We start from the raw sequence: 25,355 nt of genomic DNA on the forward strand, positions 1-25,355 counted from the left end.
GAGACGCCCCGCAGCGCGGGCACCACCACCTTTCCCAGGTGGTAGTCCTTGGTCACTTCATTGATGGAGACGATGGGATCTGAAGAGGGAGACATGGAAGGTGGCCTCTGGGTGAGGGAAGAGCGGGGGAGGAAGTGGGCTCAGCGCGTGTCCACGGTGATGTGGCTGGCTCCGCCGTCGACCCGGATCTCGTAGCGGGACGGCCGGTCCTCGAGGGCCGCGCTCGTCAGCCGGGTGAACCCGCCGACCGCGCCGAGCCGGTTCTCGTCGAAGGTCAGCCAGGCCGCGCCTCCGTCGATCTCCATGCGCGCCGCGGTGCCCAGGGGGCGGTGCAGCGCCACGTGACTGACGCCGCCATGGATGTGGATGGGGATGATGCCCGAGGGCCGAGGCAGCCGAAGGGTGAGCTTGCTCGCCCCGCCCTCCATGTCGATCGCGCCGAGCTTCAGCCCGCTCAGGTCCCCCGTGACGTCCGACACGCCCCCGCTGAACTCGAGCTGCCAGGGAATCGAGCCATTGAGCGTGAGGTCCACCCCGTGGTGCCCCCAGGGCATCGCGTACTTGAAGAGGTCCGACCAAGAGAAGTGGTACCGGAAGGTGACCGTCCCCTCGTGCACCTGGAGATGAGGTGCCGGGCCGACGAACCGCGCTCGGAACAGCTCCGGCATCGTCGGATCCACGTGCAGGGTGACGCGCGAGGCTCCCCCCGCGAACCTGAGCAGGCCCTGCGTCACCGTCCCCAGCGGCGCCGAGAGGTTTCCAGCCTCCTGGGAGGAACTCCCACCTCGTCCTTCATAGGGGATGTGGGTCTCACCTGACACCGAACCTTCGTGGCTGGATGCGTTCATATCGGTTTCCTCTGGGTTTTCTTGGAGAGTGGTTGTGTGTAATCTGCCGTTGTGGCTGGTCCCGAATGCTCAGTGGGAAGATGTCTTAGTGACTAAGATGTTCTGAGGGTAAGAGGACGGGTGCGTCATGTCAAGCGTTCAGGGCGCGCGATCGGCCATGTTCGAGGCCGTGCGCCGGGAGCTGAGGGACTTCAGCGACCAGGACATCCTTTTCAGTCAGGCGATCGCGGACCGGCTGGGCGTCACGCTGACGGACCTGAAGTGCCTGAGCATCCTGGAGCGCACCGGAGCGGTGACGGCGGGGCGGCTGGCCGAGCTCACGGGGCTGACGTCCGGCGCCATCACCGGGCTCATCGACCGGCTGGAGAAGGGCGGGTGGGTGCGGCGGGTGCGAGATCCGAAGGATCGGCGGCACGTCATCATCGAGGCGGTGCCCGACAAGGGTGATGCCTTCGATGCGGCGTTCGGCACCTCGCGCGGTGCGCTGGACGAGCTCATCTCCAGCTACACCCCCGAGCAGCTGGAGTGCATCCTGGACTTCCTCCACCGGGGCGCGGAGATGCTGCGCGAGGAGACGGCGAGGATGCGGGCCGAGGCCGGGGCTCGGAGTGCGAGCACGCCCGGTGAGGTCTCGCTCCCGCTGCGCGGATTGACGAGCGCGCGCCTGAGGTTCGTCTCGGGCGCCTCGCAGGTCACGCTCCGGGCCAGCGCGGAGCTGACGGAGCTGATGGTGGCCCGCTTCGAGGGACGGCCGCCGGTCGTGCGGGAGGAGGCGGGCACCGTCTCCATCCAGTATCAGCGCTTCTCGCTGCTGGACTGGCGCAAGCTGGGTGCGGACATCGCGCTCAATGCCTCCATCCCCTGGAGGATCGAGCTGAAGGGCGGTGCATCGAAGCTGGATGCGAGACTGGAGGAGCTGCGGCTGGAGTCGCTCGAGCTGTCCTCGGGCGCCAGTCAGCTCACGCTGGCGCTACCGCCGCCCTCGGGGACCGTCCCCATTCGCATCGTGGGAGGCGCCAGCGACGTCACCTTCACCCTCCCTGCGAGGACCGCCGCGCGCATGCAGGTGAAGGGCGGCGCCAGCGCGCTGGCCTTCAACGAGCAGTACCTGGGAGCCGCCGGTGGACAGACGAGCCTGGAGACCTCGGACTACAGGAGCGTGGCGGACCGGTACGACTTCGAGGTGATGGGCGGCGCCAGCAACCTGTCCATCAAGAGCCGCTGAGCGAGCCGAGCGCCTCCACCACCTGGGGCCACTCGCGGGCCAGCGGGTTGATGACCTCGAAGTGGCCGGCGCCCGGCAGCGGGATGAGCCGGACGTCATCTCCGAGCGCCCTGGCCCGCGCGTGGTAGTCGGTGCTGAGGGAGACCGGGACGGTGTCGTCCTCGGTGCCGTGGATGAGCACCTGCCTCACGCCGATGGGCGCCAGGGCCGACGGAGAGGCCAGGCGGTAGCGCTCGGGGACCTGGGCGGGCGTGCCTCCGAGGAACTCCGTCACGATGTCATCGCTGAGCCGCAGCTCGTGAGCGCGCACCAGGTCCACCACGCCGGCGAGCACCACCACCCCGCGAGGGATGAACGGGTCCGCGCTGGAGAGGGGTGAACCGGAAGGCTGGCGCCTTCGCCCGGCCAGCCAGAGGGCCAGGTGGCCGCCCGCGGAGTGCCCCATGGCCACCACGCGAGACAGGTCCAGGGGTTGGCTCTTTCCGAGCGTGCGCAGGAAGTCCATGCCGCGCGCGACATCCTCGAAGGTGCCCGGCCAGCCTCCGCCCTCGTGGCCTACGCGGCGGTACTCCAGGCTCCACGTGGCGTAGCCGCGCCGCGCGAGGTCCGCGCACAGGTGGCCCGCGTGCTCGAGGTTGTACCGGGCGCGCCAGAAGCCCCCGTGCACCATGACGACGACGGGGTGGGGGCCCGGGCCCGGAGGCAGGCGCAGATCACCGAACTGAAAGGTGAGCTCCCCGTACGGGAGGCGGGCATCCGCGGGCGGGGAGGGCGTCTCGAGCATCCAGAGCGGGTTCATGGAGCGCCCTCAGCTGGTGGCTCCCTCGAGCCCCGAGAGCCTGCGGTCCTTGACCTTCAGCCAGGCCTGCTGCCGGAAGAGGTACGTGGACTGGACGCGGCGCCAGGTCCACACGTCCTCCAGGGTCCACCACTTCGCGGGCGGCTGGATGCCCTTGTCTCGCAGCATGCCGATGCCGCGGTAGCCCACGCCGTTCAGGCCGTAGGCGGAGTTGGACTCCAGCATGAGGACCTTGTCCGTCGCGGCGTGGTGGTCGACGATCAGGAAGGTGTGGCCGGAGCGCCACTGGTTGCGCCAGCCCTGGATGATCGTCCACGGGTGCGGAGGCACGTCCGGAGACGGGGTGTGGAGCCCCATCCCGCTCTCGATGGCGGCCGTCACCGGCGAGAAGTAGTCCTCCGTGGAGACGATCATCATCTGCCGGTGGCGGCTGGCGTTCCACTCGAACGCCGCGCCGTGCTCGTCGGCGAAGGCCTTCACGATCAGCGCCTCGACGAAGGTGCAGCAGTTGTTCACCTTCGGGGGCGCCAGCGGCAGGCGGATGCCCGGCAGCTCCCAGGGGTAGCGACCCTGGTCGGGATCATAGTGGTAGTCGAAGAAGGCCTCGAGCAGGCCCGTCAGTCGGCTCTCGGGGATGGCGAGCGGGTCGTCATCGAAGGGGAGCCGCGGGGTGGGCGGGGGCGTCTCCTCGTCGACGAGCTCCGCGTACTTCTGGGTGCGCCAGCGCACGCAGATCCACGTGTCCATGGCGCCCAGGGTGGGCACCTCGAGCCTCGCGTAGTCCGTGTCCGAATTGGGGTAGTTCCGCTTCTCCTCGAGCACGAAGTAGTCACCGGCCTCGACATAGCCCTCGAACTGGGAGCTGGTGCTGGGGAGGATGAAGCCACGCAGGCGGATGGGGAGCCGAGCGACGCGATAGGTTTCAGCCATGGAGCCCTCCGGGGCGGACGGACCCCGCAGCATGGCACGTCACCCGGACGCTGACATGCTTCCGGAGCGCCCCCTCCAGGGCCGCAGGACTGCTCAGAAGCGGGAGATGGCGAAGAAGGCCTTGATCTTGTCGCCTGTCTCGCGAAGCCGCCCGGAGAGCGTGCGGACGAACGTCCAGAGCAGCACGTAGGCCAGCTCCTTGTCCGTGAACATCAGCTGGTCCAGCTTCGTGCGCTCGATGGCCCACAGGGTACACGGGGTGTGCGCGATGGCATCCGCCGAGCGTGGGTGGTCGTCGATGACGGCCATCTCCCCGAAATACTGGCCCTTTTCGAGGATCGCGAGCGCCTCCTCGCCGATTCCCGGCACGTTCTTGGAGATGCGCACCCGCCCCTCGGCGATGACATACATCTCCTGACCTCCGTCTCCCTCCCGGAAGATGAAGGCCCCTCCCTCGAACTGCTTCGGCTGGGCGATGGAGGCCACCTTGGCGAGCTGGCCCTGGGTCAGGCCCTCGAAGAGCGCAACCTTTTTGAGGAAGGAAGCATCCATGCAATGAGCTTCGTACCACGCGCCCGAGGCGCTCTGGTACTTTCCGGCCCCCTTCCGACAGGAGTACCGCCGTGGCGGACGAGAAGATCAACAAGGTGACCATCATCGGCTCTGGGCCCGCGGGCTACACCGCGGCCATCTATGCGGCCCGTGCCAACCTGGAGCCCGTGATGTTCGCGGGCGGCCCCACGCTCGAGGACCCTCAGCGCGTGCCGGGCGGCCAGCTCATGATCACCACTGATGTCGAGAACTACCCGGGTTTCCCCGAGGGCATCACCGGCCCGGAGATGATGGAGCGCTTCCAGAAGCAGGCCGAGCGCTTCGGCACCCGCATCCACATGGAGAACGTCGTCAAGGTGGACCTCTCCTCGCGCCCCTTCCTCATCCAGGGCGAGAGCGTGAGCTACCGCTCGGAGACGGTCATCATCGCCACGGGCGCCAGCGCCAAGTGGCTGGGCGTCAAGGGCGAGGACACCTTCAAGAACCGGGGCGTGTCCGCGTGCGCCACCTGTGACGGGGCCTTCTTCAAGAAGCAGAACGTGCTGGTGGTGGGCGGCGGCGACACCGCCATGGAGGAGGCCACCTACTTGGCGAAGATCGTCGGCCACGTCACCCTGCTGCACCGCCGGGACACCTTCCGCGCCTCGAAGATCATGCAGGAGCGCGTGCTGAAGAACCCGAAGATCTCCGTCATGTGGAACAGCGTGGTGGACGAGGTGGTGGGCAACGAGAAGGGGATGACGGGCGCGGTGGTGCGCAACGTGAAGACGAACGACACCCAGCTGCTCAACGCCACGGGCCTGTTCGTCGCCATCGGGCACGTGCCCAACACCCAGCTCTTCCAGGGCGTGCTGGAGACGCACCAGAGCGGCTACCTGAAGACGGAGCCGGGCACCACCCGCACCAACGTGGCGGGCGTGTTCGCCTGCGGCGACGTGCAGGACAGCTACTACCGGCAGGCCATCACCGCGGCGGGCACCGGCTGCATGGCGGCCATCGAGGCCGAGCGGTGGCTCATCGAGCAGGGCCAGTGAGCGCGGGCGCCCTCCCTTCCAGAAGAGAGACATGAGCCAGAAGCGGCTGAGTCCCAGGACCGTGGCGGTGCACGCGGGCAGCCGGCTGGAGGGCAGCACCTCCCAGCCGCTCGTGCCCGCCATCCACATGTCGACCGTGGGCTGGTTCGACAGCAGCGAGGAGCTGGACGGAGCGCTGGACGGCAAGGACTACGTCTACTCGCGCATCAGCGCCCAGAACACCACGCTGCTGGAGGAGTCCGTCGCGGCGCTCGAGGGCGCGGAGGCGTGCGTCTCCTACGCCAGCGGCATGGCGGCGCTCCGGGCCGTCCTCGAGGCGCAGAACCTGAAGCCGGGGGACTCCATCGTCATGCCCGCGGACGGGTATGGGGTGTCTCGCCTGCTGTTCAAGACGCTCTGCGCGCGCACCGGCGTGGAGCTGCACCCGGTGGTGCTCAGTGAGCCCACGGCGCCCGAGCGCATCCTCGAGCTGCGGCCGAAGTTCGTGCTCGCCGAGAGCATCACCAACCCGCTGCTCTCCGTGCCGGACCTCCGCGCGCTGGCGAAGGCCTGCAGGCAGGTGGGCGCGGCGCTCGCGGTGGATGCCACCTTCCCGTCGCCGTACGGGCAGCGCGCTCTCTCGCTCGGGGCGGACTACGCGGTCCAGTCGGCGACGAAGTGGATCAACGGGCACAGCGACGCGCTGGCCGGCACGGTGAGCGGCTCTCACGAGCGGCTGGCTCCGCTGCGCTCCATGCGGCTGATGGCCGGAGACGTGCTCGGCCCCTTCGAGGCGTGGCTCACCCAGCGGGGCCTGCGCACCCTGCACGTGCGGATGAAGGCCCACTTCGAGAACGCCGCCCAGGTAGCCCGGCGGCTCGCGGAGTCTCCGCTGCTGGAGCGCGTCCTCTATCCAGGGCTGCCCTCGCATCCGCAGCATGCCATCGCCCGCGAGGTGCTGGAGGGGGGCTTCGGTCCCATGGTGGCCTTCGAGATCAAGGGCGCGGGCCGGCCGGAGGGCTACCGCTTCCTGGAGGCGCTGAAGGTGGCTCGGCCGGGGCCGTCGCTCGGGGACGTGTGCACGCTGGTGATGCACGCGGCCAGCGCCAGCGCCCGCCGGATGACGCCCGAGGAGCGCGCCGCGGCGGGCATCCGTGAGAGTCTCATCCGTGTCTCCGTGGGCCTGGAGGATCCCGACGACATCGTCGAGGACCTGCTCTCGGCCGTGGCGCAGGGGGTGAAGCGGTGAAGATGGTGGACGTCGGAGGCAAGCGGAAGACGGAGCGCGTGGCGGTGGCCACCGCGCGGCTGCACATGCTCCCCGCGACGCTCGAGCGTATCCAGCAGGGCAAGGTGGAGAAGGGCGACGTGCTCGCCGCGGCCCGGCTCGCTGGGATCATGGCCGCCAAGCGCACCCCGGACGTGGTGCCGCTCTGCCACCCCATCGCGCTGTCCGGCGTGGAGGTGACGCTGGCTCCCTTCGAGGCCGGGCTGGAGGTCCGCGCCGAGGTGCGCACCGTGGACCGCACCGGCGTGGAGATGGAGGCCCTCACCGCGGCGTGCGCGGCGGCCCTCACCGTCTATGACATGTGCAAGAGCGTGGACCGGGGCATGGTCATCGAGCAGGTTCAGCTCGAGCACAAGTCCGGTGGCCGCTCCGGCACCTGGAACCGCCAGGGCTCCAAGGGGGCCAAGGGCTCCAAGCGCTCCAAGCGCTGAGCGCGGCTACTCCTCCCACTGCACGCGGAAGCTGGCGCTGCCGCCCGAGCACGAGAGCAGCTCCACCCGGCCGCCCTGCGCTCCCGTCATGGAGAGGCACGCCTCCAGGATGCCCTGGTAGTAGGTGGGCTGGCCCATCACCTCGTTGATCCACACCTCGACGCACGTCGGGGAGCGCTCGGTGACGCGCGCCTCCACGTAGTTGTCCGCGCTCTGCAGGGTGTGCTCCAGCCGGCGCAGCGCGCGCAGCGGCCCGAGCAGCCGGGCCACTCCCACCGTGGCCTTGCCGATCACCGTCCGCGCCATGCCCTCCACCATCGCGCGGCCGATCTCCTGCCAGGCCTGGGGCCGGGTCAGGTGCGGGTAGAGGTCCGTGGCGACGATCTCCAGGCAGTGCTTCCACGTCTCGAACGGGTAGGCCGGCAGGAGCTTCTTCGAGAGATCCAGCCCGGCCCGGCGCAGGCTCGACTCCGCCGTCACCGACAGCCGTCCGCGCAGGGCCACCAGGAAGAGCCCCTCGACGGTGTGATCGAAGACGACCCGGCGCCGCTCCGCTCGAAGGGGCAGGGTCCCGCTCATGGAGTGTGTCTCGGCGAGACCGGTCATGACGCTTGGCTCCGGGGGGGTTCCTGAGACTCAACCTAAGGATGGGGCTCCCGCCTGCCGACCCCTGGATCAGCGAGCTGGCCGCGCACTGCTCGCTTCCCGACATCTGGCGGAGCTGTCCAGTGGTGGGCAGTGCAAGGCCCCGGAGGTGTCCACCTCACACGGCCCGGGGCCGCGCGGGCTCCCGCCCATCCACGTCAGACTTCGTTGAGGTGCTCGAGAATCTCTCCCGCCCGACGGGATTCGCCTGGGAGTATGGCGATGTCATCCAGGCTGATGATGCCTACCACCCTGCGCCAGGAGTCGAGCACCACGAGGCGCCGCACGGCCTTCTCCTCCATCAGCCGCTCGGCCTCCGCGACGGGGGCGTCCTCGCGGCAGGTGACGACGCTGCTCGTCATCGCCTCCTGCACGGGGGTCACCGTGGGGTCCTTGCCCAGCGCGGTGGCGCGCACGGTGATGTCACGGTCCGTGATCATCCCCACGAGCTGGCCCCCATCGATGACCGGGAGGGCGCCGATGCCGTAGCTGCGCATGCGCCCCGCCGCGGCCTGCAGGGTTGCCCCAGGCTCGATGGTCTCGACACTCCGGTTCATCAAATCGCTGATCAGCATGGCTTCCTCCGCGGGTCTTGCGCGCCCGCCCGTGCGTCCCGTGATTGAGCAAGCCTCATGCCGGAGCGGGAGCCGCGGCGGCCTGGAGCCAGTCGAAGTCTGGCAGGCGGTGGCGGAGGAACTCCCGGAGGCGCGCGATCAGGTCGGCCTCCACCTGGCGGGCTCGCTCGCGGCTGACGCCGAAGTGCTGACCGACGGCCTCCAGCGAGAGCGGGGCCTCGGACAGCAGCCGGTGCTCGAGGATGAAGCGTCCGCGCGGGTCCTCGAGCTGCCGGGTGAAGCTGGCGAGCTCGGTGCGCAGCAGCTGGGTGAGCTCGCTCTTCGCGAGCTGGTCGTCCACCGCCGGGGCGCCCGAGGGCAGCGCGTGGACTCGGGAGGACATCGTGCCTCCGGAGGGGAGGGCCGGTGCGTCGAGCCGGAGATCATCCTGCCGCAGCCGCTGATCCATCTCGATGACGTCCTGCTCGGGGACCTGGAGTCGCTCGGCCAGCAGGCGAGGCGAAGGCTCGACGCCCGAGGCGAGCAGGCGCTGCTGCTCTCCGCGCAGCCGGAAGAAGAGCTTTCGCTGCACGTCCGTGGTGCCGACCTTCACGAGTTTCCAGTTCTCCATGATGAAGCGCAGCAGGTAGGCGCGGATCCACCAGGCGGCATAGGCGCTGAGCGTCACGCCCCGCTCGGGATCGAACCGCTCCACGGCCTGCACGAGGCCCAGGTTGCCCTCCTGGATGAGATCCATCAGGGCCAGGGGGGGACGCAGGTGCTCGCGGGCCAGCTTCACCACGAGGCGGAGGTGTGAGCCCACCAGTCGGACCCTGGCGGCGCGATCTCCGTCCCTGCGCGCGCGGCGGGCCAGGGTCACCTCCTCGTCCCGGGTGAGGAACGGTTGGCGCCGGACCTCGGCGAGATAGCTCGCGAGCAGCTCGGTCTGGGCCGAGTCCATCGTGAGCGAGGCGGCGGGCCTTCGCGCACGCCGAGGGGGAGTCCTGGAGGGAAGGCGCCGCGAGGGCTGGCCTCGGGGACGTCCCGGGGCAGGCAGGACTCGAGGCGTTCGGGCAGGGAGGGTGGAGAGCTGCTCTAGCGGAGGCATGGGCACTCCAGGAGGGCGCGGCGATGGAACGCGCCGGCGTGCCTTTGCAGCGACGGTGCCAGCGGGGGAGCAGGCGCGCGCCCACCGTGGCGGGAATGGAGCGGAAGGCAGGAGGAGGGGCAGGTCACCGGAAAAATCTGCGTTGTGCGCCCTCCAGCCGAAAGCTTTGCGCGGGGACGCGGCAGACGGGCGCACCCGCGGTGGTTCTTCGAGGCTCCATGCCGCCGGCCGCAGGGGCTGGTGCGCCGAGCGATGAGAGAGCCGCACGGGCTCCGCGAACCGACCGGACCAGGGGCTTCCGGAGGGTGGTCTGCCCGCCTGCCTGCCCCCTTCCCTCTGACATCCTGGGGGGCCATCTCCCGGGCTGAAAGGGGGAGTCATGTCCATCAGATTACTGATGCTGGGACTGCTGAGCCTGGGGGCTGTCGGGCAGCTGGCGTGTTCCGCGAATGCCGAGGCTGCTCAAGAGAGCACCACCTCCGACTCCGAGACGGAGAAGAAGAGCGACACGCCGGCGGGAGGGCAGTTCTGCGGCGGCTTCGCGGCCATCCAGTGCCCGGCGGGGCTCATCTGCGTGGATGCTCCCAATGACGACTGCGATCCGAACGCGGGCGGGCGCGACTGTGGAGGCATCTGCGCCGACCCGGACAGCGGGAAGAAGCCCAAGTGTGACTACAACGATCCACAGCTGAGCTACGTCTCGCGCAACCCCGACGAGTGCCCGGCGATCCTCTTCCGCTGTCCCGAGGGCGCCACGGCGTTCTTCAACGACTGTGGCTGCGGGTGCCAGGCGTCGTCGGGCGCCTGCACGTATGACGACCCGAACAAGCGCTACATCTCGCAGGACCCCGCGCAGTGCGCGGCCATCCGGTTCACGTGCAACAGCGGGGAGCAGCCGTTCTTCGACACGTGCGGCTGCGGCTGCGAGCTCGCTCCGACGCCATAGGCGTGTGTACGCCCGAGGGTCGTGGCCTTCTGTCGGCCAGGCCACCATTCCACTCCCAGGGCCCACCGGCCCTCTCCTGATGGGGAGCCGGTGGGCGTGCTAGCGTCCGGAGGGATCGGAGCGCTCAACCTGCGGAGGGAGGAGCCATGGCCGGCAGCACCCATGCGAGTACGGCCCTCATCACCCGCCACCGAGGGGGGTTCCCGCGAGGGCTCACCTGGGTGACGCGAGAGGGTGAGGCCGAGTTGGATACGGGGCTCGATCTGGGCATCCATCGGATGGTCCGCGGAGAGCGCATCCAGGACAGCCCCTCCAAGGAGACGGCCTGGATCCTGTTCTCGGGCCAGGCGGAGGTGGAGCTCGAAGGCGCGCGGGCCTCCGTCACGCGGGCCTCGCTCTTCGAGGAAGCGCCGACGGTGGTTCATGTGCCGGCTGGCGCCCGTGTCCGGATCGAGGCCACGAGCGAAGAGGTGGAGTGGGCCGTGGTGAGCGCGACGAACCCGAAGGCGTTCGCGCCGCGCATCTTCTTCCCCCAGGACATCCAGGACGAGCTACGCGGCAAGGGGCTGGTGCAGGACGCGGCGGTGCGCACGGTGCGTCTGGCGTTCGATGCCAACAACCGCCCCGAGGGCGCGTTCGTCGTCGGCGAGGTGATCAACTACCCCGGGCGCTGGTCGAGCTATCCGCCGCACCACCACGCCCAGACGGAGCTCTACCACTACCGGTTCACGCTGCCGCAGGGCTACGGCCACGCGGAGCTCGGTGACGACGTCTACAAGGTGAAGCAGTACGACACGGTGAAGATCCTCGGGGGAGTGGACCACCCGCAGGTCTCCGCGCCCGGGTACGGCATGTATTACCTGTGGGTGGTGCGGCACCAGCCGAGCAACCCCTACCGGGGGTTCGAGTTCACCGAGGAGCACCGCTGGGTGCTCGATGCACAGCAGCAGGGGTGGAAGCCCGGCAACGCGGGAGGGCGGTGACATGGCTCGGACCGTTCGCATCACCCTGGCGCAGGCGGTGGTCCGGTTCCTCGATGCGCAGCGCGTCTCGAGGGATGGCGAGGTGCACCGCTTCTTCCGAGGCGTCTTCGGCATCTTCGGCCACGGCAACGTGACGGGGATCGGCCAGGCCCTCGAGGAGCATGAGGGCGGGCTGCCCTACTTCCAGCCCAAGAACGAGCAGGGCATGGTCCACACCGCCATCGCCTATGCGAAGTCCCGGCGGAGGCTGTCGACCTTCGCGTGCACGAGCTCCATCGGACCGGGCGCCACCAACATGGTGACGGGCGCGGCCACGGCCACCATCAACCGGCTGCCGGTGCTGCTGCTGCCCGGGGACATCTTCGCCAACCGCGCGCCTCAGCCGGTGCTGCAGCAGCTCGAGTTTCCCCACTCGATGGACGTGAGCGTCAACGACTGCTTCCGGCCGGTGTCGCGGTACTGGGACCGCATCCAGCGCCCCGAGCAGCTCCTCTCCGCGCTCCCCGAGGCGATGCGCGTGCTCGCCGATCCCGCCGAGACCGGGGCCGTGACGCTCTGCCTGCCTCAGGACGTGCAGTCCGAGGCCTTCGACTGTCCGGAGCTCTTTCTCCAGGAGCGCGTCCACGTCGTCGAGCGCCGGCCGTGCTCCCGCGAGCGTCTGGAGGAGGCCGTGGCGCTGCTGCGGAAGGCTCGGCGCCCGTTCTGCATCGCGGGCGGTGGGGTGCACTACGCCGCGGCCGAGGAGGCCCTCCGCCGCTTCTGCGACGCGACGGGCATTCCTGTCGGTGTCACGCAGGCGGGCATGGGCGCGCTGCCGGATGCGCATGGGGCGTGTCTCGGGGCGGTGGGCGTCACCGGGACGGGCGCCGCCAACCGCATCGCCCTGGACGCGGACGTCATCCTCACGGTGGGCACGCGCCTGTCGGACTTCACGACGGCGTCGAAGACCCAGTTCCAGGCGGAGGGCGTGCGCTTCATCGCGCTCAACGTGAACGCGTTCGATGCCGCCAAGCACGGGGCGGTGCCACTGGTGGCGGATGCGCGGGTGGGGCTCGAGGAGCTGACCCGGGCCCTGGAGGGGTGGCGCATTCCGGCCAGCTACGGGGCTGAGATCTCCACGGCTCGCGAGGAGTGGGCGAAGACCCGGGATGTGTTGACGCGCTCGACGGACGGCCGGCTCACGCAGGCCGAGGTCATCCGCGTCCTCAATGAGGAGGCGGGGCCGGGGTCCACGGTCGTTCACGCGGCGGGCGGCATCCCCGGCGACATCCACAAGCTCTGGCGCGCGAAGGAGCCGGACGACTACCACTCCGAATACGGCTACTCGTGCATGGGCTACGAGGTGGCGGGCGCGCTGGGCGTCAAGCTCGCGCACCCGGAGCGCGAGGTGTACGCGCTGCTGGGAGACGGCAGCTACCTCATGCTGAGCCAGGAGCTGCTGACGTCCATCCAGGAGGGGGCGAAGATCACGCTCGTCCTCCTGGACAACCATGGCTACCAGTGCATCCACAACCTGCAGCGAGGGTCGGGGAGCCGGGGCTTCGGCAACGAGTTCCGCGCCAGGCGGGGAGGGCGCCTGGAGGGAGAGCCGCTCGCCGTGGACTTCGTCCAGAACGCCCGGAGCCTGGGCGCCAGCACGTTCACCGCGACGACGGCCGCCGAGCTCTCCCGGGCGCTCCGGGATGCGCGAGCCGTGCCGACGAGCTGCCTCATCTACATCCCGCTGGAGAGCAGCGCGGGCCTGCCCGGGACATCCTGGTGGGATGTGCCCATCGCCGAGGTGAGCCCCTCCGCCTCGGTGCAGGAGAAGCGGGCGGCTTACGAGGAAGCGAAGAAGAAGCAGCGGTTCTACTACTGACGGAGCGCCCGCGGAGGACGAGCCATGCGCAGCGGTCTCGAGGTGGAGGTGGGCTCCCAGCCCATCAACTGGTGCAACGACGACTTCCGGGACCTCGGAGCGTCGATCACCCTGGAGCAGTGCCTGAGCGAGATGCGGCAGGCGGGCTACGTGGGCACGGAGCTGGGGCACCGGTTCCCTCAGGACGGCACCGCGGTCCGTGCGCTGCTCGAGAAGTACGGGCTGAAGCTGGCCTCCGGGTGGCACAGTACGTTCCTGGCCTCCAGGCCCTACGCCGAGGAGGAGAAGTCCTTCGACGCGCACGTGGCTCGGCTCCGGGCCGCGGGCAGCCGGGTGGTCATCGTCGCCGAGTGCACTGGCGCCATCCACTCGGACGGCTCGAAGCCGCTGCGCTTTGCGTCGGGTGTGGAACTGCTGGATGAAGGGGCCTGGACGCGCGTCTACGAGGGGCTCGACCGGTTGGCCGAGCGGGCCGCCGTCGCGGGGATGAAGGTGGCCTATCACCCCCATATGGGCACGGTGATCCAGGACCAGCGCGACGTGGATCGGCTGATGGAGCGGACGAAGGTGCTCTCGCTGCTGCTCGACACGGGACACCTGGCGTTCGCGGGCGCGGATCCGCTCGCGCTCCTGCGCGCTCACGGGCCGCGCGTCGCGCATGTCCACCTGAAGAACATCCGCCCGGCGGTGGTGGAGGAGGTGCGAGCGAAGCGGCTCAGCTTCGAGGCCGCCGTGCGCGCGGGCGCCTTCACCGTGCCGGGCGATGGAGGCATCGACTACAAGCCGATCTTCGAGCACCTGGCCTCGCTGCGGTACTCGGGCTGGTGGATCGTGGAGGCCGAGCAGGATCCCGCCAAGGCGAACCCGCTCGAGTACGCGATCCGGGGTCGGCGCTACATCCGGGAGACCGCGGGCGTTTGAGCCCTGCGGGTTCCCCTGGCATGGTGGAAGGAGGAGCCGTGTCCTCATCCCGGATGCAGCAGACCGTCGCGCTTGGGACCGAGTTCTGGAATGACTCCTGCGCGCTCCAGGAGCTGGCGGAGGCCATCGAGAACGGCGCGGTCGGCGCCACCTCGAACCCGGTCATCGTCGGCGCCGCCGTGAGTGGTGACAAGGCACGGTGGCTGCCCGTGCTGGAGCGGCTCCTGCGCGAGCACCCCGGCGACACGGAGGACGATGCGGCCTGGAGGCTCATCGAGGCCGTGGCTCGGGAGGCTGCCGCCCTGCTGGCGCCCATCCACGAGGCGACGAAGGGGCGTCAGGGCTACCTCTGCGTCCAGGTGAGCCCGAAGATCTACCGGTCCACGGAGCGGATGATCGAGCACGGGGTGGCGCTCGCCGCGCTCGCGCCGAACATCGCCATCAAGTGTCCCTCGACGAGGGAGGGCATCGCCGCGATGGAGGAGCTCACGGCTCGGGGGATCAACATCAACGCGACCGTGAGCTTCAGCGTGCCGCAGGCGCTCGCCACGGCGGAGGCGGTCGAGCGAGGCATGGACCGGGCGCTGCGGACGGGCGTATCCCGGGAGCGGCTGCACCCCTACGTGACGATCATGGTGGGGCGGGTGGATGACCACATGAAGCGGGTGGCGGAGCGGGACTCCGTGATGCTCGATCCTGGGTACCTGAACTGGGCGGGGATCGCCGTGTTCAAGAAGGCCCATCAGCTCTTCGTCCAGCGGAAGTTCCGGAGCACGCTGCTGGCCGCCGCTTACCGTCATCACCTGCACTGGTCGGAGCTGATTGGCGAGGGCGCGATCCAGAGCATCCCGTACGGGTGGTGGAAGCAGTTCAACGCCTCGGACATCACGCCGCGCAAGACGCTGAGCGAGCCCGTGGCGTCCGAGATCGTCGACACGCTCCGCCGGAAGCTCCCGGACTTCCGGCGGGCCTACGACGAGGAGGGGATGCGGCCCGAGGAGTTCGCCGGCTACGGAGCCTCGGTCCACACGCTGCGCCAGTTCCTGGGCGGCTACCAGCAGCTCGTGGAGTGGGTGCGGGACCGGATGCTCGCTTGAGCCGTGCGGCCGGAGAGCCGGCTCACTGTGGGATCGGAACGGGCTTGCCGAGCTTCAGGGACTGGAGCGCGGCATCCGCCAGGACGAGCGCCGCCCGGCCATCCCGGCCCGTCACGAGGGGCTCGGCGCCGGAGGTGGCCACCTCGAGGAAGTGCTCCAGCTCGGCGCGGTAGGCCTCTGGGTAGCGGTCGAGGAAGAAGTGGTACGGCTTGTCGGAGAGCACGGCCTCGCGCGTGTAGCGCGTGACGGTGGTGGGCAGCGGGTTGGCCGCCTGGAGCATCCCCTTCGAGCCGAAGACCTCGATGCGCTGGTCGTAGCCATAGGCGGCGCGGCGGCTGTTGTCGATGTGGCAGAGCGCGCCACGCCGGGTCTTGAGGATCACCATCGCCGTGTCGATGTCGCCCGCCTCGGCGATGCCGGGATCGACCAGACAGGAGCCGGTGGCGAAGACCTCGACGGGCTCCTCGCCGAGGAGGAAGCGCGCCATGTCGAGGTCATGGATCATCATGTCGCGGAAGATGCCGCCGGAGCCGCGGATATAGGCGAGCGGAGGCGGGGCCGGGTCGCGGCTGGTGATCTTGACGATCTCGACGTCACCGGCCTCTCCGCGACGGACCGCGTCGCGCAGGGCGCGGAAGTGAGGATCGAAGCGGCGGTTGAAGCCGAGCACGAGAGGCACTGCCGTGCGCGTGACTTCGGCCAGACAGGCATCCACCTTGGAGAGGTCCAGATCGATGGGCTTCTCGCAGAAGATGGGGAGCTTGCGACGGGCGGCCTTGAGGATGATCTCCACATGGGTGTCGGTGGAGGTGCAGATGAAGACGCCCTCCACGGCCGGGTCGGCGAGCACGGCGTCCACGTCGGTCGAGGACTTCGCGCCGAAGCGATCGGCCAGGGACTTGGCGGCCTCGGCGTTCACGTCGACCACGGCATGGAGCCGCGCGCGAGGATGGTGGTGGATGTTGGCGGCGTGAATCTGCCCAATGCGTCCTGCACCCAGCAGAGCGATCTTCATGGGGAAACCATACCACCGGGCTTCACTGGCAGGCTCAGTGACGGTCGCGGAGTGTCCGCGCGGCGTCACGGAAGACCTTGGCCAGCGTCGGGTATTCGGGGGAGTGGGCCTCCAGGAAGGGGGCGTCCTCGTGACGCCCGATGATCCCCAGCACGACCGCCGCCGAGATGGACGGGTTGGGGAAGGTGGCTCGAATGAGTCTCAGGGCTACGGTGCGCAAGGCCAGACGGGCATCTTCCGGAAGCGCAGGCAGCAGGCGCTCTCGATCACTGAGATGCATGCTGAGCAGGCACTCACAGTAATAGGCGGCGTCACGATCGTGACTCAACGCTTGTTCGTCGAGTGCCTCTGCCGAGGCGATGAACGCAGGGAGGACCGGTACCAGCTCATCAGGAACATCTTCCTCGAGCACCACGAGCACTCGAGTCTTGTGCCTGGTGGAAATCGTGGGGTCGCGAGCCCATGTGTCCAACTCAGGTGGAGTCTTTTCCAGCAATGGAACCAACCCGTGCAAGCCATGGGGGGCAGGCAGCGAAATCCTTTCCAGGCTGCGCCGCACGGCGGGAAGCAGATCCGGATGTCGTCGTCTCCAGAGGGCACGTGCCAGAGCGATGACATCCGCTGCATCGGGCTGACCTGCGGCAGCCAGACGCTCGAGTCTGCGGATCAGAGGGGCACGCGCACTGGCTTCCGCGATTCGTCCGAGTGCCCTGACGATGTCTTCCACGACTGCTTCGCCGTCGTAGCTCCTGCGTGCTTCTTCAATGGCGAGTTGTTCCTCCAGGCGTCTGGCGCTGGCTGCTCCACCCAGCTCACCGAGCCCAAACGCCGCTGCTTGTCGTACGAGCGAGTCCTCGCAGTTCAACATGGCCTCCAGCTCAGCCCTCACCTGCTTGGGACTCAAGCCGAGCTGCGGCAGCAAGGCGCGTACGCGATCCTCCTCGCCCCATTTGAAGGCCTGCACCAGCTCATCGCGAATCCGGGCCGTATCAATCGTGCGTGCCATCTTCCGTTGGTTCCTTGCTGCTACGAGCTCACGCTTGAGATCACGCACGTTGGAGACATAGTTGGTGTTGTGCCGTACCCCATCTGGCCGTAAGGACGCTGCGTCAGGCCGGCGGAAGCGAGGCCCCTCTCCCGGGGCCTTGTCGAGGGCGGGTTTGTTGTCAGCATCCAGCTGCGCTTTGTTCTTCAGTAGCTGGGTGTGCCTTGCTGACTCTCGGGAGGCGAGCTCCTCCTCGATGGCCTCGTTGTGTAGTGGGTTCTGCCGGGTATGAGGCGGGCCATAACGAGTGGAGAGCTTGGGGCCTGGGGGTGGGCCTGCCGTGCCGTCGTCCATGGTGGAGCAGAGGGTCAGGCCGCCACAGAGGCGTGTGGCCATTTCCCCCGTCGCCACTCCGCTGAGGATGAGGCTGCCATCGCCTGCCACCTGGGCGGTCGCCGCGGCCTCCACGGCCAGTCCGCCCCTTACGGTGTACAGGGGCTTGCCCAGCAGCGCTCCCAGGCCACCGGGGGGCAGCGTGGGCGCAGTCCTGGCCACCCCCATGCTCGCCACCATCACCAGCACCCGCAGCATTGTGCCGCCCATGGCTCTGCCGAAGTGCTCCGAGGCCGCCTCCACCTCCTTCTGCGTCCTGGCCGACTCGGACTCGCGGTAGAGCCGCAGGCACGCCAGGGCCAGGTTCACTACCTCCATCAATCCCACGGTGATGGCCAGCGCTGCCGTGAGCGTCACGGCGAAGGCCTTGGAGAAGAGGGGCTCGGGTACCAGCCACGCGCCGAAGTAGACGGCCACCGAGAGGAACACGCTGGCCACGAACACCGGGGAGCTGAACAGCTCCTGCGCGGCCTCGCGCACCCCCGCGCCCATGTAGCGCGGGGACAGCTTCAAGGCCTGGTAGAAGCGGCTCTGCCCCAGCACCTTCGGCAGCGGCAGCAGCGCCCCGCCAAAGCGGGACAGGAACTGTTCGCGTAGGTGCTGCTCCCACTGCCCACCATCATCCTCCTCCAGCAGCCGGAGCCGGGCCGGTGGGAGGACGCGAATCTCGGGCCGTTCCACCAGCAAGGCCGAGTGGAAGACGGTGAGCGCCGCCTGGGCTTCCGCCACGCTCAACACGTCGAGGCTGGGGTCGGCCGCCACCGGCTCGAAGGAGAGCCGGACGCGGCCTCCCGGCAGCTCGCTCACGCTCACCGCGCGAGGCTCTCCCTCGGATGCGCGAGAGGTGGCGCACGCCGTCAGCAAGCCGAGGCACAGCACCCAGGCCATGCGCACCCATGAACGGGCTTCGCTCATGGCCCGAGCATGCAGGATTGCCTCGCTACTTGGCAGCCTCGGCCCGCAGCCGCTCCAGGAAGAAGGCCACCACCACCAGCGAGTGGGTGATCTTCCCCTCCAGGATGAGCCGCGGCACCTCCGCTCGCGGGAACAGCTCCACGGTGATGTCCTCGCCGTGGTCCTGCCGTCCCTCGTGCCGCTTCACGCAGTCCAGCGCCAGGAACGAGTGGCACCGGTTACCCTGCAGCGCCGGGTTCGGATGCACCGAGCCCAATGGCACCATACGCCCCGCCTCATAGCCCGTCTCCTCCTCCAACTCCCGCGCCGCCGCCAGGGCCGGATCCTCGCCGTGATCCACCAGCCCGCCGGGGATCTCCAGCGTCGTCTCCTGCACCCCGAAGCGGTACTGCCGGATCAGCACCAGCTGATCCTCCGTCGTCACCGCGATGATGTTGCACCACTCCGGCGTGTCGAGGAACACGCGCGGGTGCTCCTGATTCGTGCGCGGATCCGCGTAGAGGTCCTCACGGACCTTCAGGATGGTGTAGTCATGCTCGAGCCCCCGGCGCAGCCGCGGCCAGGGACGGGGGGACTGGGACACGAGGCCTCCAGGGTCAGTTCAGGTTCGCCAGCCGCTCGCGCAGCTCCTTCGACATCAGCTCCAGCCGCTCGCGATCCGGTGCCTCCGGCGACAGCTCCAGGCACCGCTCCACGTCCTTGAGCGCCGCCCGGAACGCCCCCACCTTCGTCAGCAGCACCGCCCGCGTGCGCAGCTCGCCCGGGTGGTCCGGCGCCAGCAGGAGCAGCAGATCCACCACCGCCAGCGCCCGCTCCGCGTCCTCGCGCTCCAGGTACACCCGCTTGAGGTTGGACAGCATCCGGTAGGTGATGAGCTCCACCGGCGCCGGCGTCAGCTTGGCCGGATCGAACCGCAGCTGCGGCGCCACCCGCTTGAGCAGCTCCTCGCAGCCCGTCTCCGTGAGGATGTCCCCGTTGTGGAACGGATCGATGACCAGCTTGTGGTCCCCCGTGTTGCACGCCACCAGGAAGTGCCCCGGGAAGGCCACCCCGTACAGCGGAATCCCCGCCCGCCGCGCCACCTCCAGGTACACCACCGAGAGCGTGATGGGCAGCCCCACCTTGTGCTCCAGCACGTGGTCCAGGAAGCTGTTCTCCGGCGCGTAGTACTCCTTCTCGTTGCCGCGGAAGCCCTCGATGTCCGCCAGCACGTGGCGCAGGGCTCGCAGCCGCGCCAGCGAGGGGCCTTCCTCCAGGTGGCGCTCCACCTCCACCTGCACCCGGACCGCCAGGGCATCCAGGGTGTGCAGGCAGGCGGGCGCGTCCAGGGAGGGGTTGGCCAGCGTGGCGATGGCCAGCGCGGCGAGATCCAGCCGAGGCGGATCCGCAGCCAGCGCCGACACGAGCCGTTCCCGAGCAAGCGGGGAGCCGAATCCGGAGGGAAAGTTCACGTGCATGGACTAACCCACCCGAGGCCGAACGGCAAAGGCAGGCGACCGCTCGTCAGAATGCCGGCGGTGGATGGTTGGGAAGACGGCCCTTGATTTCCGCTCGGAGTGCGATCTGCGCCGAGATGAGTCCCGCCAGGATTCCATCCTCATATTCGAAGGTAGGATGCTCCTTGAGTTCCGGGAAGTCATGTGCGTTGCGCAGATCCTCCGGGCCGATGTTGGGCACCGCCTCGCGGGCCAGGCGGAGCACCTTGGCCTGCTGCTGGGTAATCATCCGCTCGAAGAGCGAGTGAGCCAGCTCCAGCATCTCCTGGGCTGTCTGTTCCGTCATGGGGCCTGCCTCGGCGTCTCCAGCTACTGCTGGGCGATGTCCCACTTCATCCGCTGGTAGCTGCGGCGGAAGGTGAGCGCATCCCTCTCGATAGCACCCTCCTTGTCCTCGCGCCCGTCCAGGAACGCCACGAAGTCCAGCTGCCGGTCCGCCTTGTCGTACTCCTGGTCGAACAGCTTGACGATCTCGTTGGCGGGCAGCGTGCGCCGGCCGGCCACGTTCACCAGATCGATCTTCAGCCCCTTCAGGTCCTTGGACGGGGCGTAGGACTTGTAGACGAGCTCCGTGCACACCAGCGTCTGGTCCGAGAAGAAGTCGAAGTTGAAGTCGTACGGACGGCCCTGGTAGGTGAACGCGCGCACGATGGCCTGCGCCTTGTCCTTCTTGGACAGCCGCGGCCGCATGACGCCCAGGTAGTCCACGCGCATGCCGTGCTCGGGGCCGGTGAAGGACACGCCCTCGCTGATGGACTCGATGATGCGGATGGGCTCGCCGTGCTCGTCCTTGCCCATGTACTGGGTCCACTTGGCGGGGAAGCTGCGCGACAGGTGCTCGGAGAGCGTCTTCGGCTGGCCGGGCAGGGTGGCCAGCCACGCCTTCACCTCCGCGTCCCCGTCGAAGTAGCCCGCGAGCATGTCCGGCGTGCCCACGTACAGCTCGGCGTGCGGCCAGAACCCCGGCAGGCCGATGTTGGACAGGTACCAGTTCTGCCGGGCGACGATGACGTCCCCGGGCTCCATCTTCTGGAGCACCTGGTCGACCTGCGCGCGGGAGATGAGCGGCTTGCCGATGCGCTTGACGCGGGTGTCGCCCATCCACTCGGCCACGGACTTCTGCACCGGGAAGATGGCGCGCGAGGTGGTGTCCTGGACGATGTCCTTGGCCGCGGTGGTGAAGAAGGAGGGCCCGCGCTTGAGCAGCTTGCCCCGGGCCACCTTGGAGTTCAGCTTCATCTCCTGGAGCACCCAGGCCGTCAGCTTGGAGTTCATCGCCCCCGACTTCGACAGCACCGGACGCAGCTGATCCCGGTAGGTGTCCCCGGTGAAGAGCTGGGTGGCGGTGGAGACGTGGATGACCTTCTCCTTGAAGTGGGCGAAAGCCCGCGCGGGGATGCCGTAGTCCGGGGCCGGCTCGTCCAGGAGCACCTCGAGCTGCTTGCGGCCGTTGGTGAGCTCCGCGTAGGTGAGCCCGTGCGACAGGATGGTGGTGAGCGCCCCGTGCGTGAGCAGGAAGCCCCAGGCGTGCTTCTTCGGCTGGGTGAGCGCCGGCACCTTCACGAAGTCCCAGTAGCGCTGGCGGATGACCTCGGTGGAGGCGAAGTAGTCGAAGAACGCCGCCCACGTGGTGAGCAGCGTCTGCTTCTGCTCGGGCGTGTAGGGGATGTCCTGCTTCTGGTTGTAGAGCGACAGGTTCTGCCGGATCCGCTCCTGCAGGCCGCGCAGGCCGTTGGCGTAGCGCTGGAGCGACTCCAAGTCCCTCTGGGCCTGGGCCACGAAGGCCTCGTCCTCCCAGTCATAGATGCCGGTGGCGGGCGCCTCGGGCGCGGGGGCCGGCGTGGCGACGGCGGGCGCGGCGGGAGCCTGAGCTTGGGGGGGAGGCGAGCTTGCGAGCGTGAGCTGGGCCAGGAGCAGGGAGGTGGCGAGCATCAGGTCTCCAGGAGGGAGCGGTACAGCGGGGCGCAATCTACCTCGGACCGGGGCGGGCATGGTTGCTTGGCTGGCCTGTGAGCGGTGCGGGCCGTGCCGCCCCGGGTGGTCCGAAGCCCCTTCCATCCCCAGGTTCATGAAAAGCGCCCGGACCGGAAACCCGGGCAGAAAGGCAGAGAGACGATGGCTTACGGACAGGCGGAGAACCCGGCGCTGTCGATCCCCACGCACCTGGACGCCGTGGACTATCCGGTGTGGCGTGAGCAGCTCGTGAGGGCGGCGGAGGACAATGGCGCCGACGTCGACGTCATCAACGTCCTCAAGTTCCTGCCGCGCTCGCGCTACGAGTCCAAGGAAGAGGTGATGAGGGACCTGGCCGAGGCGGCCCGGCGGTTCGCCAGCGGCGGCTTCCCGGGCGATGACGGGGTGGAGAGAGACCGGCGGAACATCGGCCGGGACATGGTGGAGAACGCCCCTCCGGGGCACAGCCGTCATCCTTGAACGGGGATGGTGGAAGAGGCTCGCGAGCGCTGGCGGTTTCTGCCAGCGTTCGCGGCCCTATGCGCGCTCGAAGACTGACCTGGCTCTGCTGTGCCGTGGCGCTGGCTGCCTGCACCAAGCCCGCCTCCTCGCTGGTGCCCGAGGCGGGGACTCCGCCACCGGTGCGGCTCGACTTCCGACCCCCGGTGGACCGAGCCATCACGGAGCGGGTGCAGAGCACGCGGACGATGGAGCGCGGCGGCACGCGGCAGTCCGAGGAGGTGGAGATGACCACCGTGACGCGCTTCACGCCGGCCGAGAACGGGTGGCAGCTCGTCCAGACGGTGTCGCAGGCGCGGATGACGCGCGGCGGCACGCCGGTGGAGACGGTGGTGGACGAGGTGCTCTCGCGCTTTGCGCTCCGGGTGCGGCTGGCGGCGGATGGAGCCTTCGTGAAGGTGCTCAACGCGGACGAGGGGCTGAAGGCGCTGCGCCAGGTGGCGGCGGGGCCGCAGGCCGGGGCGCTGGAGGCCTTCTTCGCGCCCGAGTCCGTGGAGTCGCGGACCCGCCGCGAGTGGGAGGCGAAGTACGGCGGGCTGCTCCAGCGCAACCTCACGGTGGGGCAGCACACCTGGGCGGTGGAGGCGTTCTCCACGGCCGAGGGCGAGGTGCGGTACGTGCTGCAGCGGACGGTGACGGGGACGGAGCTGACGGACCAGGGTAATGCGCTGGTGCTGGGCTTGAGGTGCCTGGACGCGCTGCCCGACGACGCGCCCCCGGAGCTGCGCGAGGTGCTGGAGGAGGCGGGCAGTCCGGAGCTGACGGAAGGCGTGACGTGTGAGGGCGAGCAGGTGGTGGCGCGGGGCTACTTCGTGCCGATGCGGCGCAATCTGACCGTGCGCGCGAAGGTGGGAGACGCTACATGGACGCTCGCGACGCAGACGAAGCTGGAGATGCTGGAGGAGGCGCGACGATGAACTTCCAGGAAAACCTGATCGAGAACGAGCGGGGCGTGGAGCGGGTGGTGAAGGGCTCGAAGCGGGTGGCGGTGCTGGGCATCAAGACGGAGCAGCAGGCGGGGCAGCCGGCCTTCTATGTGGCGGACTACCTGGCGAAGGCGGGGGTGGAGGTGGTGCCGGTGCCCGTCTACTACCCGGACGTGACGCACATCCTTGGCAAGCCGGTGTACCGGAGGCTGGTGGACATCCCGGGGGACATCGATCTGGTGGATGTGTTCCGGCGGCCGCAGGACATCGACCAGCACGTGGACGACATCATCGCGAAGAAGCCGAAGGCGGTGTGGTTCCAGTCCGGCATCCGCAACGACGCGGCGGCCGAGAAGCTGGCGAAGGCGGGCATCCAGGTGGTCCAGGACCGGTGCCTGATGGTGGAGCACCGGCGCTACTCGATCCTGGGGTGAGCGGGGGAGGGGTTATCCGCGCACGGTGGCTGCCGCTACGACCTTGCGTGCCCACTGGCGTTGCTCGTCTGAGGGCATGAACGAGTCGAAGTGTCCGGCCTGTATTCGCGCGACCAGCTTCGTATCGCGGCTGATGATTCCGGCGCATCCCAGGGGGAAAGCCAGCTTCGAAGAAGCGATCCACGTTGGATGCGATGGGGATCGCGTAGGGCTCCTCGTAGACGTCTACCCAGGCGACAGGCTGCCAGCCCTGCTCATCCGCAAGACCCGGAATCGTGGCGTAGTGGTAGGCCAGATGCGGCTCGCCCGCGAAGACGAGGGTCGGCAGGGCGAGTTGCTTCTGGGTGCTCTCGCTCCACCACCTGTTCTGTTTCTCGAACTGGCGGTCGTCGTCCTCCAATGGATGGAGCACGATGCCTGCCACGTCCGTGGCGAACGCGGCGAAGCCAAAGCGGGCATAGACGGCGGCGAGCACTGGATCGAAGGGGAGTCCCTCTACCAGTGCCCCAGCTTCCAGCGGGGCGCTCGCGGGGGGAGAGGTGCGCAGGTGCAATCCCAGGCGACGGCAGACCTCCCTCAGGCGCTCCAATCCTGGCAGTTCCATGCGCATCTACTCCAGGCCGGGAAAGAGTCGCTGCAGTCGAGCCAAGGCACCTTCCTCGGCCTCCTTCAGTGAGTATGGCACGTGGCCGGGTTCACTGGCCTGGCGGAAGCGGGTCCAGAGTGCGTCAATGCGCTTGTGCACGTTCTGGGTCACCATGGCCAGATTCTCCGCAGCGTTGATGTCCTTTTCAGGGAAGAGGTGTGCGTACTCCAGCGGGCATCGATGGTGGATGGGTAGGAGTGCGCCTCGTTGCTCCAGCAGTTCGGCGAGCTCGGGGTGAAGGGTCTTGTACGCCTGGCGGGCTTTCGCCCGAAGCTTGATCTTGGTCTCCCTGTCCAAGGGCTCCTGGATGAGCCGCTCGATGCCCACCATGAGCTCGCGCAGCTCCGTGCGCTCGGCGGTGATGAGCGAGCCTTTTCCCTCCAGCTGAACCTTCGTCCACAGCCGCTCGAAGGCCAGGCGCTCCTCCGCTGACAGCCGCGTCAGCGTCGTGCGCAGCCAGCTTGTGGCCTGAGCCCCGCCGCGCATCAGTGCGCGCACCACCGTGGGAGCCACCTTCCCACCCAGCCAGCCCAGGCCTCGCAGGGTGATGCCCCCCGCGTACCAGAGCGCCAGTTCCTCGGCGCCACGCCGTGCCACCCACTCTGCACCGGCCTTCGACTCCTCGCGCCAGCGCCGAAAGATGTCCTCGTGCATCGCGCGGTACTCGGCGACGAATCCGGCATCGAGCTCGACGGGCGGCAGGGGCCGCTCCACGACGGCCTCCTCTACCCACCCATGGGCCTGCCGGGCTCCGGGTGGGAGCGTGAGTCTCAAGCGCAGGCGCACCGTCCGTTCGCCGAGGCCCTGGGTGAAGAGCAGGAGGACCGCGGTGGCTTCGCCCCTCGCGGAGGGAGCCAGCCCCCGAGGAGCGCCTC

Annotated in this window: 27 protein-coding genes; 13 read left to right on the forward strand and 14 right to left on the reverse strand. The window is 68.9% G+C overall.

The genetic code is table 11. The annotated features are described in order from the left end of the window. Positions 1–140: 140 nt before the first annotated feature. Positions 141–821, reverse strand: coding sequence for a hypothetical protein (locus KY572_RS45250; protein ID WP_224250021.1), 681 nt, complete (start codon positions 819–821; stop codon positions 141–143). Positions 822–975: 154 nt separating this feature from the next. On the opposite strand from KY572_RS45250, the gene KY572_RS45255 reads away from it, so the two are divergent. Continuing rightward, positions 976–2,073, forward strand: a complete 1,098-nt coding sequence (locus KY572_RS45255) for a MarR family winged helix-turn-helix transcriptional regulator (RefSeq protein WP_224250022.1) — start codon at positions 976–978, stop codon at positions 2,071–2,073. Here KY572_RS45255 and KY572_RS45260 read toward each other — a convergent pair. The 3 genes from KY572_RS45260 to KY572_RS45270 all read right to left on the reverse strand — a co-directional run bounded on the left by KY572_RS45260 (position 2,060) and on the right by KY572_RS45270 (position 4,354). Further along, positions 2,060–2,872, reverse strand: coding sequence for an alpha/beta hydrolase family protein (locus tag KY572_RS45260; protein WP_224250023.1), 813 nt, complete (start codon positions 2,870–2,872; stop codon positions 2,060–2,062). The two genes, KY572_RS45255 and KY572_RS45260, sit on opposite strands and share 14 nt — an antisense overlap. A gap of 9 nt (positions 2,873–2,881) precedes the next feature. Then, positions 2,882–3,802, reverse strand: coding sequence for a hypothetical protein (locus KY572_RS45265; RefSeq protein WP_224250024.1), 921 nt, complete (start codon positions 3,800–3,802; stop codon positions 2,882–2,884). A gap of 93 nt (positions 3,803–3,895) precedes the next feature. Continuing rightward, positions 3,896–4,354, reverse strand: coding sequence for a cyclic nucleotide-binding domain-containing protein (locus KY572_RS45270; RefSeq protein WP_224250025.1), 459 nt, complete (start codon positions 4,352–4,354; stop codon positions 3,896–3,898). Positions 4,355–4,425: 71 nt separating this feature from the next. On the opposite strand from KY572_RS45270, the gene trxB reads away from it, so the two are divergent. Genes trxB through moaC form a run of 3 tightly spaced genes read left to right on the forward strand, consistent with a single transcriptional unit; the run spans position 4,426 to position 7,086 of the window. Then, on the forward strand, positions 4,426–5,388 hold the full coding sequence (gene trxB / locus KY572_RS45275) for a thioredoxin-disulfide reductase (RefSeq protein ID WP_224250026.1): 963 nt from the start codon (positions 4,426–4,428) through the stop codon (positions 5,386–5,388). Positions 5,389–5,419: 31 nt separating this feature from the next. Next, a complete protein-coding gene (locus tag KY572_RS45280; protein WP_224250027.1) occupies positions 5,420–6,616 on the forward strand; it encodes a trans-sulfuration enzyme family protein in 1,197 nt (398 codons plus the stop codon). Beyond that, positions 6,613–7,086 carry a cyclic pyranopterin monophosphate synthase MoaC gene (moaC, locus tag KY572_RS45285; RefSeq protein ID WP_224250028.1) on the forward strand — a complete coding sequence of 158 codons (474 nt, stop codon included), beginning with the start codon at positions 6,613–6,615 and terminating at the stop codon, positions 7,084–7,086. Before KY572_RS45280 ends, moaC begins: the two co-directional genes overlap by 4 nt. A 6-nt stretch (positions 7,087–7,092) precedes the next feature. On the opposite strand, the gene KY572_RS45290 is transcribed toward moaC, so the two are convergent. The 3 genes from KY572_RS45290 to KY572_RS45300 form a co-directional block, all read right to left on the reverse strand. Beyond that, positions 7,093–7,665, reverse strand: coding sequence for a DUF2378 family protein (locus KY572_RS45290; protein WP_224250029.1), 573 nt, complete (start codon positions 7,663–7,665; stop codon positions 7,093–7,095). Positions 7,666–7,889: 224 nt separating this feature from the next. Then, entirely contained in the window at positions 7,890–8,306 is a 417-nt protein-coding gene (locus KY572_RS45295) for a CBS domain-containing protein (protein ID WP_224250030.1), read from the reverse strand. Between the two features lie 55 nt (positions 8,307–8,361). Continuing rightward, positions 8,362–9,246, reverse strand: coding sequence for a sigma-70 family RNA polymerase sigma factor (locus KY572_RS45300; RefSeq protein WP_224250031.1), 885 nt, complete (start codon positions 9,244–9,246; stop codon positions 8,362–8,364). Between the two features lie 526 nt (positions 9,247–9,772). Here KY572_RS45300 and KY572_RS45305 point away from each other — a divergent pair. From KY572_RS45305 to KY572_RS45325, 5 genes are all read left to right on the forward strand, one after another. After that, entirely contained in the window at positions 9,773–10,339 is a 567-nt protein-coding gene (locus KY572_RS45305; protein WP_224250032.1) for a hypothetical protein, read from the forward strand. 146 nt (positions 10,340–10,485) lie between these two features. After that, positions 10,486–11,322 carry a 5-deoxy-glucuronate isomerase gene (locus KY572_RS45310; protein ID WP_224250033.1) on the forward strand — a complete coding sequence of 279 codons (837 nt, stop codon included), beginning with the start codon at positions 10,486–10,488 and terminating at the stop codon, positions 11,320–11,322. 1 nt (position 11,323) lies between these two features. Beyond that, a complete protein-coding gene (gene iolD / locus KY572_RS45315; RefSeq protein WP_224250034.1) occupies positions 11,324–13,180 on the forward strand; it encodes a 3D-(3,5/4)-trihydroxycyclohexane-1,2-dione acylhydrolase (decyclizing) in 1,857 nt (618 codons plus the stop codon). A 24-nt stretch (positions 13,181–13,204) separates the two neighbouring features. Continuing rightward, positions 13,205–14,101 carry a myo-inosose-2 dehydratase gene (gene iolE / locus KY572_RS45320; protein WP_224250035.1) on the forward strand — a complete coding sequence of 299 codons (897 nt, stop codon included), beginning with the start codon at positions 13,205–13,207 and terminating at the stop codon, positions 14,099–14,101. A 38-nt stretch (positions 14,102–14,139) separates the two neighbouring features. Further along, entirely contained in the window at positions 14,140–15,198 is a 1,059-nt protein-coding gene (locus KY572_RS45325; RefSeq protein WP_224250036.1) for a transaldolase family protein, read from the forward strand. A 22-nt stretch (positions 15,199–15,220) separates the two neighbouring features. On the opposite strand, the gene iolG is transcribed toward KY572_RS45325, so the two are convergent. From iolG to KY572_RS45355, 6 genes are read right to left on the reverse strand one after another with little or no spacing between them, the layout of a single operon-like run. Continuing rightward, positions 15,221–16,213 (reverse strand): inositol 2-dehydrogenase, encoded by a 993-nt coding sequence (iolG, locus tag KY572_RS45330; protein ID WP_224250037.1) that lies wholly within the window; start codon positions 16,211–16,213, stop codon positions 15,221–15,223. Between the two features lie 34 nt (positions 16,214–16,247). After that, the gene (locus KY572_RS45335; protein ID WP_224250038.1) at positions 16,248–18,506 is read right to left on the reverse strand and encodes a HEAT repeat domain-containing protein; all 2,259 of its coding nucleotides are present in this window, start codon (positions 18,504–18,506) and stop codon (positions 16,248–16,250) included. A gap of 25 nt (positions 18,507–18,531) precedes the next feature. Continuing rightward, positions 18,532–19,089 (reverse strand): NUDIX hydrolase, encoded by a 558-nt coding sequence (locus tag KY572_RS45340; protein ID WP_224250039.1) that lies wholly within the window; start codon positions 19,087–19,089, stop codon positions 18,532–18,534. A gap of 13 nt (positions 19,090–19,102) precedes the next feature. Next, positions 19,103–19,963, reverse strand: a complete 861-nt coding sequence (locus KY572_RS45345; RefSeq protein WP_224250040.1) for a SirB1 family protein — start codon at positions 19,961–19,963, stop codon at positions 19,103–19,105. Positions 19,964–20,009: 46 nt separating this feature from the next. Continuing rightward, positions 20,010–20,288 (reverse strand): hypothetical protein, encoded by a 279-nt coding sequence (locus tag KY572_RS45350; RefSeq protein WP_224250041.1) that lies wholly within the window; start codon positions 20,286–20,288, stop codon positions 20,010–20,012. A 23-nt stretch (positions 20,289–20,311) separates the two neighbouring features. Continuing rightward, positions 20,312–21,934, reverse strand: coding sequence for a YiiX/YebB-like N1pC/P60 family cysteine hydrolase (locus tag KY572_RS45355; protein ID WP_224250042.1), 1,623 nt, complete (start codon positions 21,932–21,934; stop codon positions 20,312–20,314). Positions 21,935–22,117: 183 nt separating this feature from the next. Between KY572_RS45355 and KY572_RS45360 the strand changes: the two genes are divergently transcribed. From KY572_RS45360 to KY572_RS45375, 4 genes are all read left to right on the forward strand, one after another. Continuing rightward, the gene (locus KY572_RS45360) at positions 22,118–22,435 is read left to right on the forward strand and encodes a DUF2795 domain-containing protein (RefSeq protein ID WP_224250043.1); all 318 of its coding nucleotides are present in this window, start codon (positions 22,118–22,120) and stop codon (positions 22,433–22,435) included. A 59-nt stretch (positions 22,436–22,494) separates the two neighbouring features. Continuing rightward, positions 22,495–23,391, forward strand: a complete 897-nt coding sequence (locus KY572_RS45365) for a hypothetical protein (RefSeq protein WP_224250044.1) — start codon at positions 22,495–22,497, stop codon at positions 23,389–23,391. Then, a complete protein-coding gene (locus tag KY572_RS45370; RefSeq protein ID WP_224250045.1) occupies positions 23,388–23,834 on the forward strand; it encodes a CoA-binding protein in 447 nt (148 codons plus the stop codon). Before KY572_RS45365 ends, KY572_RS45370 begins: the two co-directional genes overlap by 4 nt. A gap of 76 nt (positions 23,835–23,910) precedes the next feature. Beyond that, the gene (locus tag KY572_RS45375; RefSeq protein WP_224250046.1) at positions 23,911–24,510 is read left to right on the forward strand and encodes a hypothetical protein; all 600 of its coding nucleotides are present in this window, start codon (positions 23,911–23,913) and stop codon (positions 24,508–24,510) included. Here the strand turns inward: KY572_RS45375 and KY572_RS45380 are convergent. Further along, positions 24,445–25,194 (reverse strand): hypothetical protein, encoded by a 750-nt coding sequence (locus KY572_RS45380; protein ID WP_224250047.1) that lies wholly within the window; start codon positions 25,192–25,194, stop codon positions 24,445–24,447. The two genes, KY572_RS45375 and KY572_RS45380, sit on opposite strands and share 66 nt — an antisense overlap. Between the last annotated feature and the right edge of the window lie 161 nt (positions 25,195–25,355).

Origin of the sequence: Hyalangium gracile (assembly GCF_020103725.1) — a bacterium.
GTDB classification, from domain to species: domain Bacteria; phylum Myxococcota; class Myxococcia; order Myxococcales; family Myxococcaceae; genus Hyalangium; species Hyalangium gracile.

What these genes read in the sequence shown, in the direction of transcription:
- KY572_RS45265 (WP_224250024.1), bottom strand. Translation starts at nt 3,802, where the DNA reads ATGGCTGAAACCTATCGCGTCGCTCGGCTCCCCATCCGCCTGCGTGGC.
- KY572_RS45295 (WP_224250030.1), bottom strand. Translation starts at nt 8,306, where the DNA reads ATGCTGATCAGCGATTTGATGAACCGGAGTGTCGAGACCATCGAGCCT.
- KY572_RS45280 (WP_224250027.1), top strand. Translation starts at nt 5,420, where the DNA reads ATGAGCCAGAAGCGGCTGAGTCCCAGGACCGTGGCGGTGCACGCGGGC.
- KY572_RS45305 (WP_224250032.1), top strand. Translation starts at nt 9,773, where the DNA reads ATGTCCATCAGATTACTGATGCTGGGACTGCTGAGCCTGGGGGCTGTC.
- iolG (WP_224250037.1), bottom strand. Translation starts at nt 16,213, where the DNA reads ATGAAGATCGCTCTGCTGGGTGCAGGACGCATTGGGCAGATTCACGCC.
- KY572_RS45350 (WP_224250041.1), bottom strand. Translation starts at nt 20,288, where the DNA reads ATGACGGAACAGACAGCCCAGGAGATGCTGGAGCTGGCTCACTCGCTC.
- KY572_RS45365 (WP_224250044.1), top strand. Translation starts at nt 22,495, where the DNA reads ATGCGCGCTCGAAGACTGACCTGGCTCTGCTGTGCCGTGGCGCTGGCT.
- KY572_RS45260 (WP_224250023.1), bottom strand. Translation starts at nt 2,872, where the DNA reads ATGAACCCGCTCTGGATGCTCGAGACGCCCTCCCCGCCCGCGGATGCC.
- KY572_RS45270 (WP_224250025.1), bottom strand. Translation starts at nt 4,354, where the DNA reads ATGGATGCTTCCTTCCTCAAAAAGGTTGCGCTCTTCGAGGGCCTGACC.
- KY572_RS45355 (WP_224250042.1), bottom strand. Translation starts at nt 21,934, where the DNA reads ATGCTCGCCACCTCCCTGCTCCTGGCCCAGCTCACGCTCGCAAGCTCG.
- KY572_RS45370 (WP_224250045.1), top strand. Translation starts at nt 23,388, where the DNA reads ATGAACTTCCAGGAAAACCTGATCGAGAACGAGCGGGGCGTGGAGCGG.
- iolD (WP_224250034.1), top strand. Translation starts at nt 11,324, where the DNA reads ATGGCTCGGACCGTTCGCATCACCCTGGCGCAGGCGGTGGTCCGGTTC.
- KY572_RS45310 (WP_224250033.1), top strand. Translation starts at nt 10,486, where the DNA reads ATGGCCGGCAGCACCCATGCGAGTACGGCCCTCATCACCCGCCACCGA.
- KY572_RS45290 (WP_224250029.1), bottom strand. Translation starts at nt 7,665, where the DNA reads ATGAGCGGGACCCTGCCCCTTCGAGCGGAGCGGCGCCGGGTCGTCTTC.
- KY572_RS45375 (WP_224250046.1), top strand. Translation starts at nt 23,911, where the DNA reads ATGAACGAGTCGAAGTGTCCGGCCTGTATTCGCGCGACCAGCTTCGTA.
- KY572_RS45345 (WP_224250040.1), bottom strand. Translation starts at nt 19,963, where the DNA reads ATGCACGTGAACTTTCCCTCCGGATTCGGCTCCCCGCTTGCTCGGGAA.
- KY572_RS45300 (WP_224250031.1), bottom strand. Translation starts at nt 9,246, where the DNA reads ATGGACTCGGCCCAGACCGAGCTGCTCGCGAGCTATCTCGCCGAGGTC.
- KY572_RS45255 (WP_224250022.1), top strand. Translation starts at nt 976, where the DNA reads ATGTCAAGCGTTCAGGGCGCGCGATCGGCCATGTTCGAGGCCGTGCGC.
- KY572_RS45360 (WP_224250043.1), top strand. Translation starts at nt 22,118, where the DNA reads ATGGCTTACGGACAGGCGGAGAACCCGGCGCTGTCGATCCCCACGCAC.
- KY572_RS45335 (WP_224250038.1), bottom strand. Translation starts at nt 18,506, where the DNA reads ATGAGCGAAGCCCGTTCATGGGTGCGCATGGCCTGGGTGCTGTGCCTC.
- iolE (WP_224250035.1), top strand. Translation starts at nt 13,205, where the DNA reads ATGCGCAGCGGTCTCGAGGTGGAGGTGGGCTCCCAGCCCATCAACTGG.